The sequence below is a fragment of the Roseovarius litoreus genome (assembly GCF_900142765.1).
Classification (GTDB): Bacteria; Pseudomonadota; Alphaproteobacteria; order Rhodobacterales; family Rhodobacteraceae; genus Roseovarius; species Roseovarius litoreus.
The window spans coordinates 89,557-105,174 of the sequence record NZ_FRCB01000007.1; the positions used below are offsets into that span (position 1 = coordinate 89,557).

The window sequence follows — 15,618 nt, forward strand, 5'->3', positions numbered from 1 at the left end:
GGCGCATCTTTTCACTGTCCCATGATGGTGCTGCGTGATCCCGCCCGAAGGGGCGGGAACGCGATCAGCAGCTGTAATACATCATGAATTCGACCGGATGGGGCGTGTGCTCGTAGGTTTCGAGCTCTTCCATCTTGAGGTCGATGTAACCGTCGATCTGGTCTTTGGTGAAGACGTCACCGGCCAGCAGGAAGGCATGGTCGGCCTGCAGGGCTTCGAGCGCTTCGCGCAGGCTGCCGCAGACGGTGGGGATGCCTTCGAGTTCCTCGGCGGGCAGATCGTAGAGGTTCTTGTCCATGGCTTCGCCCGGATCGATCTTGTTCTTGATGCCGTCGAGGCCGGCCATCAACAGGGCCGAGAAGCACAGATAGGGGTTGGCCGAAGGATCGGGGAAGCGAGCTTCGACGCGCTTTGCCTTGGGCGACTCGGTCCATGGGATCCGGACGCAGCCCGACCGGTTGCGGGCCGAATACGCGCGCAGAACCGGGGCTTCGAAGCCGGGGATCAGACGCTTGTAGGAGTTGGTGGACGGGTTGGTGAAGGCGTTGAGCGTCTTGGCGTGCTTGAGGATGCCGCCGATGAAATACAGCGCCTCCTGGCTGAGATCGGCGTATTTGTCGCCTGCGAAGAGCGGCTTGCCGTCTTTCCAGATCGACATGTTCACGTGCATGCCGGTGCCGTTGTCGCCATAGATCGGCTTGGGCATGAAGGTTGCCGACTTGCCGTAGGCCTGTGCCACGTTGTGGATCACGTATTTGTATTTCTGAAGCTCATCGGCCTGAGTGGTCAGGGTGCCGAAGACCAGGCCCAGCTCGTGCTGGCACGAGGCCACCTCGTGGTGGTGCTTGTCGACCTTCATGCCGAGGCGCTTCATGGTGCTGAGCATTTCCGAGCGGATGTCCTGACCGTCGTCGATCGGGTTCACGGGGAAATAGCCGCCCTTGACGCCCGGACGATGGCCGGTGTTGCCCATTTCGTACTCGGTGTCGGTGTTCCACGAGGCGTCGAGCGCGTCGATTTCGTAGGAGACCTTGTTGATCTTGTTCGAGAAGCGGACGTCGTCGAACAGGAAGAATTCGGCTTCCGGACCGAAGAAGGCGGAATCGCCGATGCCCGAGGCTTTCAGATAGGCTTCGGCTTTCTGGGCGGTGCCGCGCGGGTCACGCTCGTAGGGTTCGCCGGTGTCGGGCTCGACCACCGAGCAATGCACGCAGAGGGTTTTCTCGGCATAGAACGGGTCGATATAGGCCGACTCGGTGTCGGGCATCAGTTTCATGTCGGAGGCTTCGATCGATTTCCAACCGGCGATCGAGGAGCCGTCGAACATGAACCCTTCTTCAAGGAAGTCTTCATCGACCAGATCGGCCATCACGGTGACGTGCTGCAGCTTGCCGCGCGGGTCGGTGAAGCGGATGTCGACGTATTCAACGTCTTCTTCCTTGATCTGCTGGAGGATTGCTTTCTGGCTCATGTGCCTTCTTCCCTTTTCTGATAGTGGGTCTGTATTGGGTGTTGATCAAAGAGCGTCGGGGCCGGTTTCGCCGGTCCGGATGCGAATGGCTTGTTCGACGGGGCTGACGAAGATCTTGCCGTCGCCGATCTTGTCGGTCTTGGCGGCGTCGATAATCGCCTCGATGGCCTGATCGACCTGGTCATCGTCGATGACGACGTCGATTTTCACTTTGGGCAGGAAATCCACGACATATTCCGCCCCACGATAGAGTTCGGTATGGCCTTTCTGGCGCCCGAAACCCTTGACCTCGATGACAGAAAGCCCCTGAATCCCGGCCTCCTGAAGGGCCTCTTTGACCTCGTCAAGCTTGAACGGCTTGATGATCGCTTCGATTTTCTTCATCGGCTTCGGCCTCCCTCGCCACGTCGTTCGGGGGTTGTGAGACCACTTCTCACCGGGTGGCTCAATCGGATAGGGTAAAAGGCGCTGGTATCGGCCGGGTGGCGCTTGAGTGGTGCATAAAATTTAATCAAAATGCATAATTTTGCGCCGTTTTGGAAACTTGGGAGTGAGATGATGACCGAAGTCTTGAGTGCCGGGCAGATGCGCGCCCTTGAAGCCGAGGCCATCGAGTCGGGGCAGGTGACCGAGTTGGAGCTGATGGAGCGCGCCGGTCGGGGCGTTATCGAGGCGGTTTTCGCGCAATGGCCGGATCTGGCGCAGGCGCCGGGATGGGCGGCTGTGCTCTGCGGGCCGGGCAATAATGGCGGCGACGGGTTCGTCATCGCGCGGCTGTTGCGCAACTGGGGCTGGGAGGTCGATCTGTGGCTTTTGGGTGATCCCGAGACGCTGCCGCCCGATGCCAGGGCCAATCACGACCGCTGGTGCGCGATGGGCGGCGCGGTGCGCCCCTATCGCGAGGAGGGGGAGGGCGCGTTCGCCCTTCCGGACAGGGGGCATGACGGGCGGGCGCTGCTGGTGGATGCGCTTTTCGGCACGGGGCTGACGCGGCCGCTCGAAGGGGTGGATGCGTTCGGGCTGGCCACGCAGATGGCGGCACGGCGGGGCGCAAGGGTTGTTGCGGTGGACGTGCCAAGCGGGCTTTGCGCGGATTCAGGCCGCTATCTGAGGCGCGAGGGCGCGGCGCGATACCATGAGGCGGTGCGCGCCGATCTGACGGTGAGTTTCCACGCGGCCAAGCTGGGGCATTACCTGCAGGATGGGCCTGCGGCCTGTGGGGCGCTGGCGATTGCGGATATCGGGCTGGAGGGGCCGGAGGATCCGCTGGTGGCGCAGCTTGTCGATGCGCCTGATGGGGAGGTTCTGAACAAGCGGCAGGGGCATAAATACGGGCATGGTCATGCGCTGATCCTGTCGGGAGATGCGGGGCAGACCGGGGCGGCGCGGCTGGCGGCGCGTGCGGCGCTGCGGATCGGGGCGGGGCTTGTGACGCTTGGCGTGCCGCCGGGGGCGCAGGCCGAGGTCGCAGCACAGATCACCGCGCTGATGATGCGCCCTGTGCCGGATATCGATGCGCTGGCGGAGCTGCTGGACGATCCGAGGTTTTCGGCCATCGGGCTTGGTCCGGGGATGGGGGTGAGCGAGCCTACGGCCAGTCTGGCGGCGGTGGCGGTGTCGTCGGGGCGGCCCTGCGTTCTGGACGCGGATGCGCTGAGCGTCTTTGCGGATAATCCGGACGAGCTGTTCGATCTGACGACGGGGACGCAGTGCGTCCTGACCCCGCATGGCGGAGAGTTCGCGCGGCTTTTCCCGGATCTGGCCGAGCGTCTGGTGGCGGTGCCGACGACCGGCCCGGCCATGTCGCGGGTGGATGCGGCACGCGCGGCGGCAAAGCGGGCGGGCTGCGTTCTGCTGCTCAAGGGGGCGGATACGGTGATCGCGGCGGCCGATGGGCGGGTGTCGATCCATGCGGCCTGTTACGGGCGCGCGGCGCCCTGGCTGGCGACGGCTGGATCAGGCGACGTGTTGACCGGGCTGATTACAGGGCTGATGGCGCGCGGGTTCGGCCCGATGCAGGCCAGCGAGCTGGCGGCATGGTGCCATGTGGAGGCGGCACGCCGCTATGGTCCGGGGCTGATTGCCGAAGATCTGCCCGAGGCGTTGCCGGGTGTCTTGCGAGGGCTGGGCGCCTGCTGAGGCGCCAGCCCCCGTCGTGATCGGTGGAGAGAGCCGTCGTATCAGGCGGCGGCGGAGGTCGCTTCCGCAGCGACATGCCCGGCCACTTCGATCCCGTCGACATAAAGGATGTGAGGGCGGTCGAATTCCAGGGTGCAGAGGGTCATCCAGACCGCATCCTCGAACCGGACGAATTCGCCATCGACCAGACGTTCCGCGGGCACAAGCGCCTGTGGCGTGCCGAAAAGTGCTTCGGCCCGCCAGTCGCGGATCAGCACCATTTGACCCGCAGGCAAGGTCACGTCCCGATCGGGGCGCGTGTGGCCAAGCGAGCCCGCGGCGATATGCACTGCGGCAGCCTGAATGCGGCATTGATGGACCTTGCGCAGAACGGCCATGCCGCTGTCACGGGTCACGATGCGGTCGCCGGGCTTGACGTCGCCGACCAGTTTTTCGCCGTCTAGTGTAAGAATGATCGATTGGGCCATAAGCCCTGTGCATTCATTCGGATTCCCGGTGGACTGTCCACCGTTGATCCGCCCGACCGTTTTCGGTTTCATGGCGTTACTCACTCTGTTACTGCCTCAATTTTTTCTGCCACAATATGGCAAGAATATGTAAATGTCGCGATCTTTTTGCGGGCTGGATACATCAAACTTGAGATTATTTTTCCTCTCGCATCCGGAATGCGCCTTTGCTAGAGACCGCTCTATCACGCTTGGCCTGCCATGGCAGGCGGCGTGGAACTGGCGGGTGTGGCGGAATTGGTAGACGCACCAGATTTAGGTTCTGGCGCCGCAAGGCGTGGGGGTTCAAGTCCCTCCACCCGCACCAGTGATCCCTGAGCAAAGGGCGGCCATGGCCGAGGCGTTGCACGCCTTCATGCATTTGGCCGAAGGGGCATGTGCCTTGCGCGCGTTGCGTGCTGATTCAGGGTTGATCCTGCCTCGGGGCCAAACTAGTAAGACGAAAATTTCACCGGGGCGCCGTTCGGGCGCCCTGTCAGCTTATGCGAGGAAGCTCATGCAAGTCACCGAGACCCAGAACGAAGGCCTGAAGCGCGCCTACAAGATGATCCTGACAGCGCAGGAGCTGGAAGACAAGGTAACCGAAAAGCTGAAAGAGGCTCAGCCGGATGTGGCGTTGAAGGGCTTCCGCAAGGGCAAGGTGCCGCTCGCGCTGCTGAAAAAGCAGTTCGGGCAGCGGGTGCTCGGCGAGGCCATGCAGGAAGCCGTGGACGGCGCGATGTCGGCCCATTTCGAGGAAAAGGGCGAGCGTCCGGCGGCAGAGCCTGCGGTCAAGATGGTCAACGAGGACTGGAAAGAGGGCGACGACGTCGAGATCGAGATGTCCTACGAGGCGCTGCCCGAGATCCCCGAGGTCGATCTGTCGGTGATCAAGGTCGAGCGACTGGTCGCCAAGGCCGATGACGCGGCCGTGGACGAGGCGCTGAAGAACCTTGCCGAGAGCGCACAGGACTTCAAGGACCGCAAGAAAGGCTCCAAGTCGAAGGACGGCGATCAGGTTGTGATCAATTTCGTCGGCAAGGTGGATGGTGAGGCCTTTGAAGGCGGCAGCGCCGAGGATTATCCGCTGGTGCTTGGCTCCAACAGCTTCATCCCCGGTTTCGAGGATCAGCTGGTCGGCGTGAAGGTCGGCGAGGAAAAGGACGTCACCGTCAAGTTTCCCGACGAGTACCAGGCCGCGCATCTGGCCGGCAAGGATGCCGTCTTTGAATGCACGATCAAGGAAATCAAGGAGCCGGTCGCGGCCGAGATCAACGACGATCTGGCCCAGAAATACGGCGCCGAAAGCCTGGATGCCCTGAAGGGTCAGATCAAGGAGCGTCTGGAAGCCGAATATGCCGGCGCCGCACGCGCCGTGATGAAGCGCCATCTGCTGGACGAGATGGACAAGCTCGTCGATTTCGATCTGCCCCCCAGCATGGTCCAGGCCGAGGCCAACCAGATCGCCCATCAGCTCTGGCACGAGGAAAACCCCGAGGTGCAGGGCCACGATCACCCCGAGATCGAGCCGACCGAAGAGCACACCAAGCTGGCCGAGCGCCGCGTGCGTCTTGGCCTTCTGCTGGCCCATCTGGGCCAGAAAGCCGAGGTCGAGGTGACCGATGCCGAGATGACACAGGCCGTGATGCAGCAGGCCCGCCAGTATCCGGGGCAGGAGCGTCAGTTCTTCGAATTCGTGCAGAACAACCCGCAGATGCGCCAGCAGCTGCGCGCGCCGATCTTCGAGGACAAGGTGATCGACTATGTCGCCGAGCTGGCGCAGGTCACCGAAAAAGAGAGCACCAAGGACGAGCTTGAAAAGGCTGTCGAGGCGATGGACGAGGAATAAGGCGCAATCGGTCTTTCAGACCGCGCCGGACCACGATGGGCCGCTCCGATCTGACGGAGCGGCCCTTTTTCGTTCGCGCCTTGCGGCGCCTGTCCATCGGTGCACCGACAGGCGGCAAGGCGGGGCAGATACCCGTCAGGCACACACAAAAAGGGCCGCATGATCCATGCGGCCCTTTGGTATATTCGGCTCTGAGGCGGCTCAGCGCTCTTCGTCGTCCTGCGCGGGGCGGGCGGTTTCGACGGTTTCGGCGAGGTCTTCGTCGTCCGCCGCTGCACCACCGATATCGTCGAAGAGTTCCGCAATCTCGAAATCCGCGGCTTCTTCTTCCTCGGCTGCGACCTGCTGAATGGTCTTGCCGGACGCCTGAAGCTCGGCTTCCTCGGGGGAGCGGGCGACGTTGAGTTGCATGGTCACGTCGACTTCGGGGTGCAGATGCACCTCGACTTCGTGCAGACCGAGGGTCTTGATCGGCTGACGGATCAGAACCTGCTTGCGGTCGATGGTGAACCCGGCCTCGGTGGCAACGATGGCCGCGTCACGGGTCGAGACGGAGCCATAGAGGTTGCCGCCGTCGGATGCCTGGCGAATCACCACGAATTGCTGACCGTCGAGTTGCTCGGCCAGTTTCTCGGCTTCCTTGCGGCTTTCGAGATTGTGCGCCTCAAGCTGTGCCTTGCGGTTCTCGAAGCCCTTGATGTTGGCTTCGGAGGCGGTCAGCGCCTTGCCCTGCGGCAGCAGGTAGTTGCGCGCATAGCCGGGCTTGACGTCGACGACTTCGCCCATCTGGCCCAGCTTGGCCACGCGTTCGAGAAGGATAACTTGCATGATGCTCTCTCCTTACTTCACGGCGTAGGGGAGCAGGGCGAGGAACCGTGCGCGCTTGATGGCACGGGACAGTTCACGCTGCTTCTTGGCCGAAACGGCGGTGATGCGCGACGGGACGATCTTGCCGCGCTCGGAAATATAGCGCTGGAGCAGTTTCGTGTCCTTGTAGTCGATCGCAGGTGCATTGTCGCCCGAGAAGGGGCAGACCTTGCGGCGGCGGAAAAACGGTTTTGCAGCCATGGTTTAGTGTCCTTTCTTCAGGCGAATATCAACGGCGCTCGCGACGGGGTTCACGTTCGTCGCGCTTTTGCATCTGGACCGAGGGACCCTCGGCATGCTCGTCGACCTTGATGGTCATGACGCGCATCACGTCGTCGTGCAGACGCATCAGGCGCTCCATTTCCTGAACGGCCGGCGCGGGTGCGTCGGTTTTCAGGAAAGCGTAGTGCCCCTTGCGGTTCTTGTTGATCTTGTAGGCCATCGTCTTGACGCCCCAGTACTCGCTGTCGACGATCTTGCCGCCGTTGTCGGACAGAACGGTACCGAAATGTTCGATGAGGCCCTCGGCCTGCGCGTTGGACAGATCCTGGCGCGCGATGAATACATGCTCGTAGAGCGGCATGTGATCTCCACTTTTTTCAAGGCGCATTTCATAGGTGGGGTCATGTCCTTCCGCTGCCCCACCACGAGAGACTGCGCGGTTCAAATCGTTTTGCGAAAGGAAGCCGGTCCTTACGACGGATTGCGCCGCGTGGCAAGGCCCGCCGAACGGGGCGGCGCAGAAGCAAGATTTCTCCGCGTATGCGCCAAAAACCTGCCCGATTTGGATGGTCTGTATACCGATGTTCAATTGTGTACGAGTAACAAGAATGAGGTCGAGCAATGGTTGCCTTTCCCGATCAGTATCGTTCGAAGATACAAGACGGCGTCCCCGAAAATGGATACAAGCCCGGTTCCGCGCTGCGTCGCGCGGTGCTGATGTGTCTGGGCGCCGCGTTCCTGATGTCGGCCATGGGCCTGTGGATCATGCCGGGAGAGCCGGGCGATCACGCGATGAAGGTGATCAAGCTGCTGATCTCCGCAGTGGCGGTTATCGCCGGTCTGACCTGTCTTTCCTGTCTGGGCAGTGACCGCGCCGATCCCGAAATTCACATCGACCGGGCCCGGGGCGAACTGCGCGTGATCGAGCGCGATGCAAGGGGCACCCTGCAGGTCGCGGTCTCTCATCAGCTGGACAGCCTGCAGGAGGCGACGCTGGACAACGGGTTCTTTTCGGTGCGCGACGCAGGCGGCAGGGAGCTGGTGTCGGTGCGGGTGACCGATCGCCGGTTGCATGATCAACTGTGCCGGGTGTTCGATCTTCGGGCGTGAGCGGTCCGCGCCAAGCGAAAACCTGCGCCACATCTGTTCGCTGATCCACACATTTTGTTGAATTCTGGGGGATTGTCCGCTGTAGCGGACGCCCCACGTTTGCTTTACACGCGTTTTCACACAACCCTACAGGGAGAATTGCAATGAGAAAGACCCTTCTGGCCGCAGCATTGACGCTTGGTGCAAGTGCCGCCTTTGCTGCCCCCGAGACCTATGAGCTGGACGCGAGCCACAGCCAGATCGTGTTCTCGTATGACCACCTTGGCTATTCGACGACCTTCGGCATGTTCTCGGGCTTCGAGGGCGAGATCATGTTCGATCAGGAAAACCCGGCCAATTCGTCGGTGACGGTGTCGATGCCCGTGCGCTCGATGCTGACCGGCTGGGAAAAGCGGTTCGAGCATTTCATGTCCGATGATTTCTTCGGCGCAGCCGAGGGGGACATGGTGACCTTTACCTCCACCGGCATCGAGGTGACGGGAGATGACACGGCCAAGATCACCGGTGATCTGACGATGAACGGTGTGACCAAATCGGTGGTGCTGGATGCCAAGCTGAACAAGGTCGAAGGCCATCCGATGAAGAACGGCCAGCCCTGGGCCGGGTTCGATGCGACAACCACGCTGTTGCGCTCGGATTTCGGTGTGGGCCAGTTCGCCCCCGCCGTCAGCGATGAGGTCGAGGTCATGATCTCGATCGAGGCCGGCAAGGCGCAGTAAGCCTGCAGCAGTTTCAAAAGATGAAAGGCCAGCCCGGTTTGGGCTGGCCTTTTTCTTTGGTGCAGATGGATCGGGGAGCGATCAGCCGCGCGCGGCGGTCAGATCGAAGCTGATATCGACGGTCGCGCCCAGAGAGTCCGTGCCATCGCCGCCGATCCCGAAGTTGCGCCGATCCACGCTCAGCCCGCCACCGGCAGAGGCCGTGTCGCCGTCGATGCTCAGGTCGAACGGCATCTCGACCGGGACCGACTGATCCTTGATCGTCAGCGTGCCGCGCGCCAGTTTGCCGGTCTCAGTGGTCAGGATATCGGCCTGGAAGGTGGCTGTGGGGAAGTTTTCGGCGTTGAAATACTCCTTGCCCATGGCCTGATCGGTGACTGATCCCAAGGTGAGCGATCCGATGGATATGGTCACGGTGACCTCCCCGTGGCGGTTGTTTGCGTCGGGCTGCTCGGCATAGCTGATCTCGGCGGTCCAGTCGGCGAAGCTTCCGGTGACCTGACTGCCCATCTGGGTGATGCTGATGTTCAACGTGCCCTGCTGAACCTGCCATTCGCTGTCGACGGCGGCCAAAGTGGCCATGCCCGTGGCACCCGCCCCCTTCGAGAACCAGCCCAAGGCACCGGCGCCACCCAGCACCGCCGCCCAGACCGCAAGTGCTGTCACGAAGGGCAGGAGATGCCCGGGTTGCCTCGCGGTGGGATGCGCGGGGTTCAGGCCGGGCAGCATCCGGCGCAAGGTGGCATCGCCATCGATCACGTGATGCTTGAGCGCGCCCGCCACATGCAGCGTGATCGCGCCGACCAGCACCCATTGCAGAACGAAATGCACAACGCTGGAGATCTCGGCCAGATGCGGGTCTTGCGGCACGAAGGGCAAGGTTTGCTCGAAGGGCCACCAGATCGGCGCAAACCCTGTGGTGGCGGCGTGATGCACCCAGCCCGACAACGGCACCAGCACCAGCGAGCCGTAAAGCAGCCAGTGCACGGTTTCGGCCAACCACGCCTCGGCCCGCTTGTCGCCGTTCAGAAGGCCCGGCTTGGGCTGGCTGATGGCCCACCCGATACGCGCCAGCGCCACGAAGAACACGGCAAGCCCGAGGGTCTTGTGAGCCGAGAAGAGCGTGGTGGCCAGCCGCACGGTCGCCTCGGATGCGGAGGCATCGGGATTGCGTATCTGATGGGCCAGGTCATTGGCGATCAGCCCCAACGGTATCACCGCAAGGATCAGGAGCGCGGTGAGCCAGTGGAACGTCTTGGTCACGCTGCCATAGGTCGTGCTGGAGTTGCTGGTGGGCATCGCTTGGCTCCTGTCGGTTGCGTCTGCAGGCCAATCTAGCCGGGCTTCGGACAGGAACAATGCCCGCCTGCGCACAGGCGACGTGCGCGGGTGTTGGTCGTTGCCTCCGGGCGCGAGGCGCGCTATCCGGGGGGCGCAAGATCAGGGAGGCAGACGATCAGATGAGCCGAGCATTCGTATTCCCCGGACAAGGGGCGCAGACCATCGGGATGGGCAAGGCCCTGGCCGAGGCCTATCCTGCCGCGCGGGCGGTTTTCGACGAGGTGGATGATGCGCTTGGGGAAAAGCTGAGCGCGCTGGTCTGGGAGGGCACGCAGGATGACCTCACGCTGACGCAGAATGCCCAGCCTGCGCTGATGGCCACGTCGCTTGCCGCGATGCGCGCTCTGGAGGCTGAGGGCATCACGATCGATGCCGCCGCGATGGTGGCGGGCCACTCGCTTGGCGAATATTCGGCGCTGGCTGCGGCGGGGGCGCTGAGCGTGGCCGATTGCGCGCGGTTGCTGCGCATCCGGGGCGAGGCGATGCAGAAGGCCGTGCCGGTGGGTGTGGGCGCGATGGCCGCGATCCTTGGGCTCGATCTGGAGTCGGTGCGCGCATTGGCGGCGGATGCCGCCGAAGGCGAGGTCTGCGAGGCGGCGAATGACAACGATCCCGGTCAGGTGGTCGTCTCGGGGCAGCGCGCCGCGGTGGAGCGCGCGGTCGCGATGGCCAAGGACCGCGGTGCAAAACGTGCCATGCTGTTGCCGGTCAGCGCGCCGTTTCACTGCGCGCTGATGCAGCCTGCGGCCGATGCGATGGCCGAGGCTCTGAGTGCGGTGGCGATCAGCGCGCCGCGCGTGCCGCTGGTGGCCAATGTGGTGGCCGAGCAGGTGAGCGATCCGGACCGCATCCGCGCGCTTCTGGTGGAGCAGGTGACAGGTGCGGTGCGCTGGCGCGAGTCGGTGCTCTTTATGGCCGCCCAGGGCGTGACCGAGACATGGGAGATCGGCGCGGGCAAGGCGCTGTCGGGCATGGTGCGCCGGATCGACCGTGACATCGAGACCCGCGCGGTGGGCACGCCCGAAGATGTCGCGGCGGCGCTCGAGGCGATGAACGGCTGAGCCCGGGCGCGAAAAATTGCATTTTTCAGTCCGGATTTGCAGTGACAAATCCGGCACCAGACCAGAAGGAAGCACGAGAATGTTTGATCTGACAGGGAAATCCGCTCTGATCACCGGCGCGTCGGGCGGCATCGGGGGCGCGATCGCAAGGGCGCTGCACGGAGCCGGAGCAACCGTCGGGTTGAGTGGCACGCGCACCGAACCGCTCGAGGCGCTGGCCGCCGCGTTGGGCGCGCGCACGCATGTGCTGCCCTGCAACCTTGGTGACGCGGAGGCGGTCGAGGCGCTGCCCAAGCAGGCGATCGAGGCGATGGGATCGGTCGATATCCTCGTGAACAATGCGGGCATCACCCGGGATCAGATTTTCATGCGCATGTCCGACGAGGAATGGTCGCAGGTGCTGGATGTGAACCTGACCTCGGCGATGCGGCTGTGCCGTGGCGTGATGCGCCCGATGATGAAGGCCCGGTGGGGGCGGATCATCAATATCAGCTCGATCGTGGGCGCCACGGGCAATCCCGGACAGGCGAATTACGCGGCCTCCAAGGCTGGGCTGGTCGGCATGACCAAATCCATCGCCTATGAGGTCGCAAGCCGGGGGATCACCGCCAATGCGGTGGCGCCGGGCTTCATCGGAACGGCCATGACCGACAAGCTGACCGACGACCAGAAGGACAAGATCAACGCCCAGATCCCGATGGCGCGGATGGGCAGCGCCGAAGAGATCGCGGCGGCGGTCCTGTATCTCGCCAGCGCCGAGGCGGGCTATGTCACGGGCACCACGCTGCACGTCAATGGCGGCATGGCGATGCTCTGACGCTCCGGCTGTGCGCGGGAATCAACTCGGCGGGCTGCAAGCGGGCGGGCGGCGTGGCGGATAAATGCTGCCCTTGCCCGAACCGCAGATGCGCCCCGCAAGGCCAGTGGCGCATCCCGTCCGAGGCTGCGGCAAGCGGGGTTTTCGGTTTTCGTTCAGCGGATTAGGGCCCTGCTGCGGCTCTGATGCAACGCCGGTCGGACGGGGTGGTGTCCCCGTGGCGAGCCATTTGCGAAAGGATTTGCCAATGGCGCGGCATATGCTATAGGCGGCGCAGACTGGCCGGGTGACCCCGGACCAGACGCTCGGCTGCCCGCGTGGACGGGTTCGAAAAATCGCCCGGCAAGGGGCATCACCAAGCCGCCTCCCGGCTGGGGCAGGGGCAAAAAGCGGGTTCAGCGACCCGAAAGAAGATGAGGATTAAGACATGAGCGATATCGCAGACCGCGTGAAGAAAATCGTAGTCGAGCATCTCGGCGTGGAAGAAGACAAGGTGGCCGAGAACGCGTCGTTCATCGACGATCTGGGTGCTGACAGCCTTGACACGGTCGAGCTTGTCATGGCGTTCGAAGAGGAATTCGGCATCGAGATCCCGGATGACGCCGCAGAGACCATCCAGACCTTCGGCGATGCGGTCAAGTTCATCAGCGACGCCTCTTAAGCCGACCGACACTGCCTGACGGCAAAAGGCCCCTGCGCAAGCGCGGGGGCCTTTTTCATGTGCGGCTCCGGAACATCGTCGGCACATCTGGGGCCAAGGGGCGCCGTCCAGCAGGCAAGCGGCAGCGCTCCTGTCTCCGCCAGGTCAAGGCATCGGCAATCTTGCGTCCATGGGCAGGCCGGGCTTGCAGTGCTCTTGCTCCTTGGGGGCAAGGCGGGTTAAGAGCAACCGAAGAAAACACGTGGAAAGGGCAGCATGATGCGTCGTGTGGTTGTCACCGGGCTGGGATTGGTCACGCCTTTGGCGTCGGGCGTCGAGGAAACATGGAAACGCCTGCTGGCCGGACAGTCGGGCGCGGGCACGATCACGCGGTTCGATCCGGTGAACGTGGCGACGAAATATGCCTGCGAAGTGCCGCTTGGCGATGGCAGCGACGGCACGTTCAACGCCGATGATCACATGGCCCCCAAGGAGCGCCGCAAGGTGGATGATTTCATCCTTTACGGGATGGCGGCGGCGGATATGGCGGTCAAGGATTCGGGCTGGACGCCCGAGGACGAAGAGGGCCAGCTGCGCACGGGCGTGATGATCGGATCGGGGATCGGCGGGCTGCGCTCGATCGAGGAGACGACGCTGATTATCCGCGACAAGGGTGTGCGGCGTGTGTCGCCGTTCTTCATTCCCGGCGCGCTGATCAACCTGATCAGCGGTCAGGTCAGCATCCGCTATGGCTTCAAGGGGCCGAACCATTCGGTCGTCACCGCCTGTTCGACGGGCGCGCATGCGATCGGCGATGCCTCGCGGCTGATCCAGTTCGGCGATGCCGACGTGATGATCGCGGGCGGGGCCGAGGCTGCGATCTGCGAGATCGGGATCGCGGGCTTCAACGCCTGCAAGGCGCTCAGCACCAAATGGGCGGACAACCCGAAGGCGGCAAGCCGGCCCTATGACGAAGACCGGGACGGGTTTGTCATGGGCGAGGGCGCGGGCGTCGTTGTGCTGGAGGAATACGAGCACGCCAAGGCACGCGGCGCAAATATCTATGCCGAGGTTCTGGGCTATGGTCTGTCGGGGGATGCCTATCACATCACCGCGCCGTCCGAGGATGGCGATGGCGGGTTCCGCGCCATGCAGGCTGCGCTGAAACATGCCGGCGTGACGCCGGATCAGGTGGATTACGTCAATGCCCACGGCACCAGCACCATGGCCGATCCGATCGAGCTGAAGGCGGTGGAGCGACTGCTGGGGGATGCGGCGAGCAAGGCGACGATGAGTTCGACCAAGTCCTCGACCGGGCACCTGCTGGGGGCGGCGGGGGCGATCGAGGCGATCTTCTCGATCCTGGCGGTGCGCGATGATGTGGCGCCGCCGACGATCAACCTGGACAACCCGGCGGTGGAGACGGTGCTTGATCTTGCGCCGAACGCGAAACGGGAGCGGAAGATCAATGTCGCCATCTCGAACAGCTTCGGGTTCGGGGGTACGAATGCCTGTCTGTGTCTTGGGAAACCGCGCTGATGTGGCGGCATATTGCCTCTAACTTCCTGACTTTCCTTGTTGTTCTGGTTTTCCTTGTGGGGGGTGTGATCCTGTGGGGCCAGTCGGAGTACACGGCGCAAGGCCCGTTGGATGAACCGATCTGCCTGAGGGTGGAGCGGGGCAGCAACATGCGGGCGGTGTCGCGCGAGCTGGAGCAGGAAGGGGCGATTTCCAACGGTACGATTTTCCGGGTCGGCGTGGATTATGCCAACAAGAACAGCCTGTTGAAGGCCGGTAGCTGGCTCATTCCGGAAGGCGCCAGCATGTCGGAGATCTCCGACATCATCACCCGCGGAGGGGCGAGCACCTGCGGGACCGAGGTGGTCTATCGAATCGGTGTGACCGATGCCGAGATCGAAGTGCGCGAACTGGACCCCGCCACCAACCGCTATGTCGAGAAGGCCGCCTTTGTCCCCGGCGAGGGCGACGTGCCGGAAGCCTTTGAAACCGTTCGGGAAAAAGCCGACACGCGGTACCGGATCGCGGTCGCCGAGGGGGTCACGAGCTGGCAGGTGATGCAAGGATTGGCGGCGGTGGACGTGCTGGAGGGAGAGGTTAACGAGACCCCGCCCGAAGGCAGTCTTGCGCCCGACAGCTACGAGGTGCGCGAGGGCGACACACGGGCCAGCGTGATCGAAAGAATGCGGCAGGCTCAGGATCTTATCCTTGCCGAAGCCTGGGAGGAGCGGCAGGAGGGTCTGCCGCTGGACAGCCCGTACGAGGCGTTAATCCTCGCTTCGATCATCGAGAAGGAAACCGGCGTCGCCGAAGAGCGCGGGCAGGTGGCCAGCGTGTTCGTCAATCGCCTGAACCGCGGGATGCGGTTGCAGACCGATCCGACGGTGATTTACGGCATCACCGAGGGTCAGGGCGTGCTGGGCCGGGGGCTGCGGCGAAGTGAACTTCGGGCCGAAACCCCTTGGAATACTTACGTAATTGACGGGCTTCCGCCCACGCCGATCGCCAATCCGGGGCGCGCGAGCATCGAGGCGGCGGTCAATCCGCTGAGCACCGATTACATCTTTTTCGTGGCCGATGGCACGGGCGGACATGCCTTTGCGATCACGCTGGACGAGCATAACCGCAACGTCGCCCGCTGGCGCGAGATCGAGGCGCAGCGCGCCACGGACTGAGGTCGTACGATCCGTACGAAACCTACACGCGTTTGGGACGAAACTTGACTGCCAGCCCGCAATTTGTGTCCATCTCGTACACAAATGCGGGCTGACAGGCGCTTGAGCGGCCTGACATTCAGCCCCCCTGACACTCTGACGGCAAGACCAGCCCGACCCGAGTCACACCGCCCGGAGCACCGCGCGGTGCCTTCAGCATGTCTT

General features: G+C 63.3%; 16 protein-coding genes and 1 tRNA gene. 10 read left to right on the plus strand and 7 right to left on the minus strand.

The features are described from left to right. Window positions 1-64: 64 nt before the first annotated feature. Together glnA and F3H35_RS13790 are read right to left on the minus strand one after the other, a co-directional pair. Window positions 65-1,471, minus strand: a complete 1,407-nt coding sequence (glnA, locus tag F3H35_RS13785) for a type I glutamate--ammonia ligase (RefSeq protein ID WP_149780139.1) — start codon at window positions 1,469-1,471, stop codon at window positions 65-67. Between the two features lie 45 nt (window positions 1,472-1,516). After that, the gene (locus F3H35_RS13790; RefSeq protein WP_007813600.1) at window positions 1,517-1,855 is read right to left on the minus strand and encodes a P-II family nitrogen regulator; all 339 of its coding nucleotides are present in this window, start codon (window positions 1,853-1,855) and stop codon (window positions 1,517-1,519) included. A gap of 174 nt (window positions 1,856-2,029) precedes the next feature. On the opposite strand from F3H35_RS13790, the gene F3H35_RS13795 reads away from it, so the two are divergent. After that, a complete protein-coding gene (locus F3H35_RS13795) occupies window positions 2,030-3,610 on the plus strand; it encodes an NAD(P)H-hydrate dehydratase (RefSeq protein ID WP_188129976.1) in 1,581 nt (526 codons plus the stop codon). A gap of 41 nt (window positions 3,611-3,651) precedes the next feature. Here the strand turns inward: F3H35_RS13795 and F3H35_RS13800 are convergent, their stop codons facing one another. Then, window positions 3,652-4,149: a Hint domain-containing protein gene (locus F3H35_RS13800; protein WP_149780141.1), complete on the minus strand. Its 498-nt coding sequence runs from the start codon at window positions 4,147-4,149 to the stop codon at window positions 3,652-3,654. A gap of 189 nt (window positions 4,150-4,338) precedes the next feature. On the opposite strand from F3H35_RS13800, the gene F3H35_RS13805 reads away from it, so the two are divergent. After that, a tRNA-Leu gene (locus F3H35_RS13805) sits at window positions 4,339-4,423 on the plus strand. Window positions 4,424-4,612: 189 nt separating this feature from the next. Then, window positions 4,613-5,944, plus strand: coding sequence for a trigger factor (gene tig / locus F3H35_RS13810; RefSeq protein ID WP_149780142.1), 1,332 nt, complete (start codon window positions 4,613-4,615; stop codon window positions 5,942-5,944). 201 nt (window positions 5,945-6,145) lie between these two features. Here tig and rplI read toward each other — a convergent pair whose 3' ends face one another. From rplI to rpsF, 3 genes are read right to left on the minus strand one after another with little or no spacing between them, the layout of a single operon-like run. After that, the gene (rplI, locus tag F3H35_RS13815; RefSeq protein WP_149780143.1) at window positions 6,146-6,772 is read right to left on the minus strand and encodes a 50S ribosomal protein L9; all 627 of its coding nucleotides are present in this window, start codon (window positions 6,770-6,772) and stop codon (window positions 6,146-6,148) included. Window positions 6,773-6,784: 12 nt separating this feature from the next. Next, window positions 6,785-7,012: a 30S ribosomal protein S18 gene (gene rpsR / locus F3H35_RS13820; RefSeq protein WP_007813591.1), complete on the minus strand. Its 228-nt coding sequence runs from the start codon at window positions 7,010-7,012 to the stop codon at window positions 6,785-6,787. 28 nt (window positions 7,013-7,040) lie between these two features. Next, the gene (rpsF, locus tag F3H35_RS13825) at window positions 7,041-7,394 is read right to left on the minus strand and encodes a 30S ribosomal protein S6 (RefSeq protein WP_149780237.1); all 354 of its coding nucleotides are present in this window, start codon (window positions 7,392-7,394) and stop codon (window positions 7,041-7,043) included. 260 nt (window positions 7,395-7,654) lie between these two features. Between rpsF and F3H35_RS13830 the strand changes: the two genes are divergently transcribed. Beyond that, the gene (locus F3H35_RS13830) at window positions 7,655-8,143 is read left to right on the plus strand and encodes a hypothetical protein (protein WP_149780144.1); all 489 of its coding nucleotides are present in this window, start codon (window positions 7,655-7,657) and stop codon (window positions 8,141-8,143) included. Between the two features lie 143 nt (window positions 8,144-8,286). Then, entirely contained in the window at window positions 8,287-8,862 is a 576-nt protein-coding gene (locus tag F3H35_RS13835) for a YceI family protein (RefSeq protein WP_149780145.1), read from the plus strand. An 81-nt stretch (window positions 8,863-8,943) separates the two neighbouring features. Here F3H35_RS13835 and F3H35_RS13840 read toward each other — a convergent pair whose 3' ends face one another. Then, window positions 8,944-10,161, minus strand: a complete 1,218-nt coding sequence (locus F3H35_RS13840) for a cytochrome b/b6 domain-containing protein (RefSeq protein WP_149780146.1) — start codon at window positions 10,159-10,161, stop codon at window positions 8,944-8,946. Window positions 10,162-10,322: 161 nt separating this feature from the next. On the opposite strand from F3H35_RS13840, the gene fabD reads away from it, so the two are divergent. The 5 genes from fabD (at window position 10,323) to mltG (ending at window position 15,414) form a co-directional block, all read left to right on the plus strand. Beyond that, window positions 10,323-11,264, plus strand: a complete 942-nt coding sequence (fabD, locus tag F3H35_RS13845; RefSeq protein WP_149780147.1) for an ACP S-malonyltransferase — start codon at window positions 10,323-10,325, stop codon at window positions 11,262-11,264. A 79-nt stretch (window positions 11,265-11,343) separates the two neighbouring features. After that, window positions 11,344-12,081 (plus strand): 3-oxoacyl-[acyl-carrier-protein] reductase, encoded by a 738-nt coding sequence (gene fabG, locus F3H35_RS13850; protein WP_149780148.1) that lies wholly within the window; start codon window positions 11,344-11,346, stop codon window positions 12,079-12,081. Window positions 12,082-12,508: 427 nt separating this feature from the next. After that, window positions 12,509-12,742, plus strand: coding sequence for an acyl carrier protein (locus F3H35_RS13855; protein WP_007813575.1), 234 nt, complete (start codon window positions 12,509-12,511; stop codon window positions 12,740-12,742). 258 nt (window positions 12,743-13,000) lie between these two features. Further along, window positions 13,001-14,260, plus strand: coding sequence for a beta-ketoacyl-ACP synthase II (gene fabF, locus F3H35_RS13860; RefSeq protein ID WP_149780238.1), 1,260 nt, complete (start codon window positions 13,001-13,003; stop codon window positions 14,258-14,260). After that, entirely contained in the window at window positions 14,260-15,414 is a 1,155-nt protein-coding gene (gene mltG / locus F3H35_RS13865) for an endolytic transglycosylase MltG (protein WP_149780149.1), read from the plus strand. Before fabF ends, mltG begins: the two co-directional genes overlap by 1 nt. The last annotated feature ends 204 nt before the right edge of the window (window positions 15,415-15,618 follow it).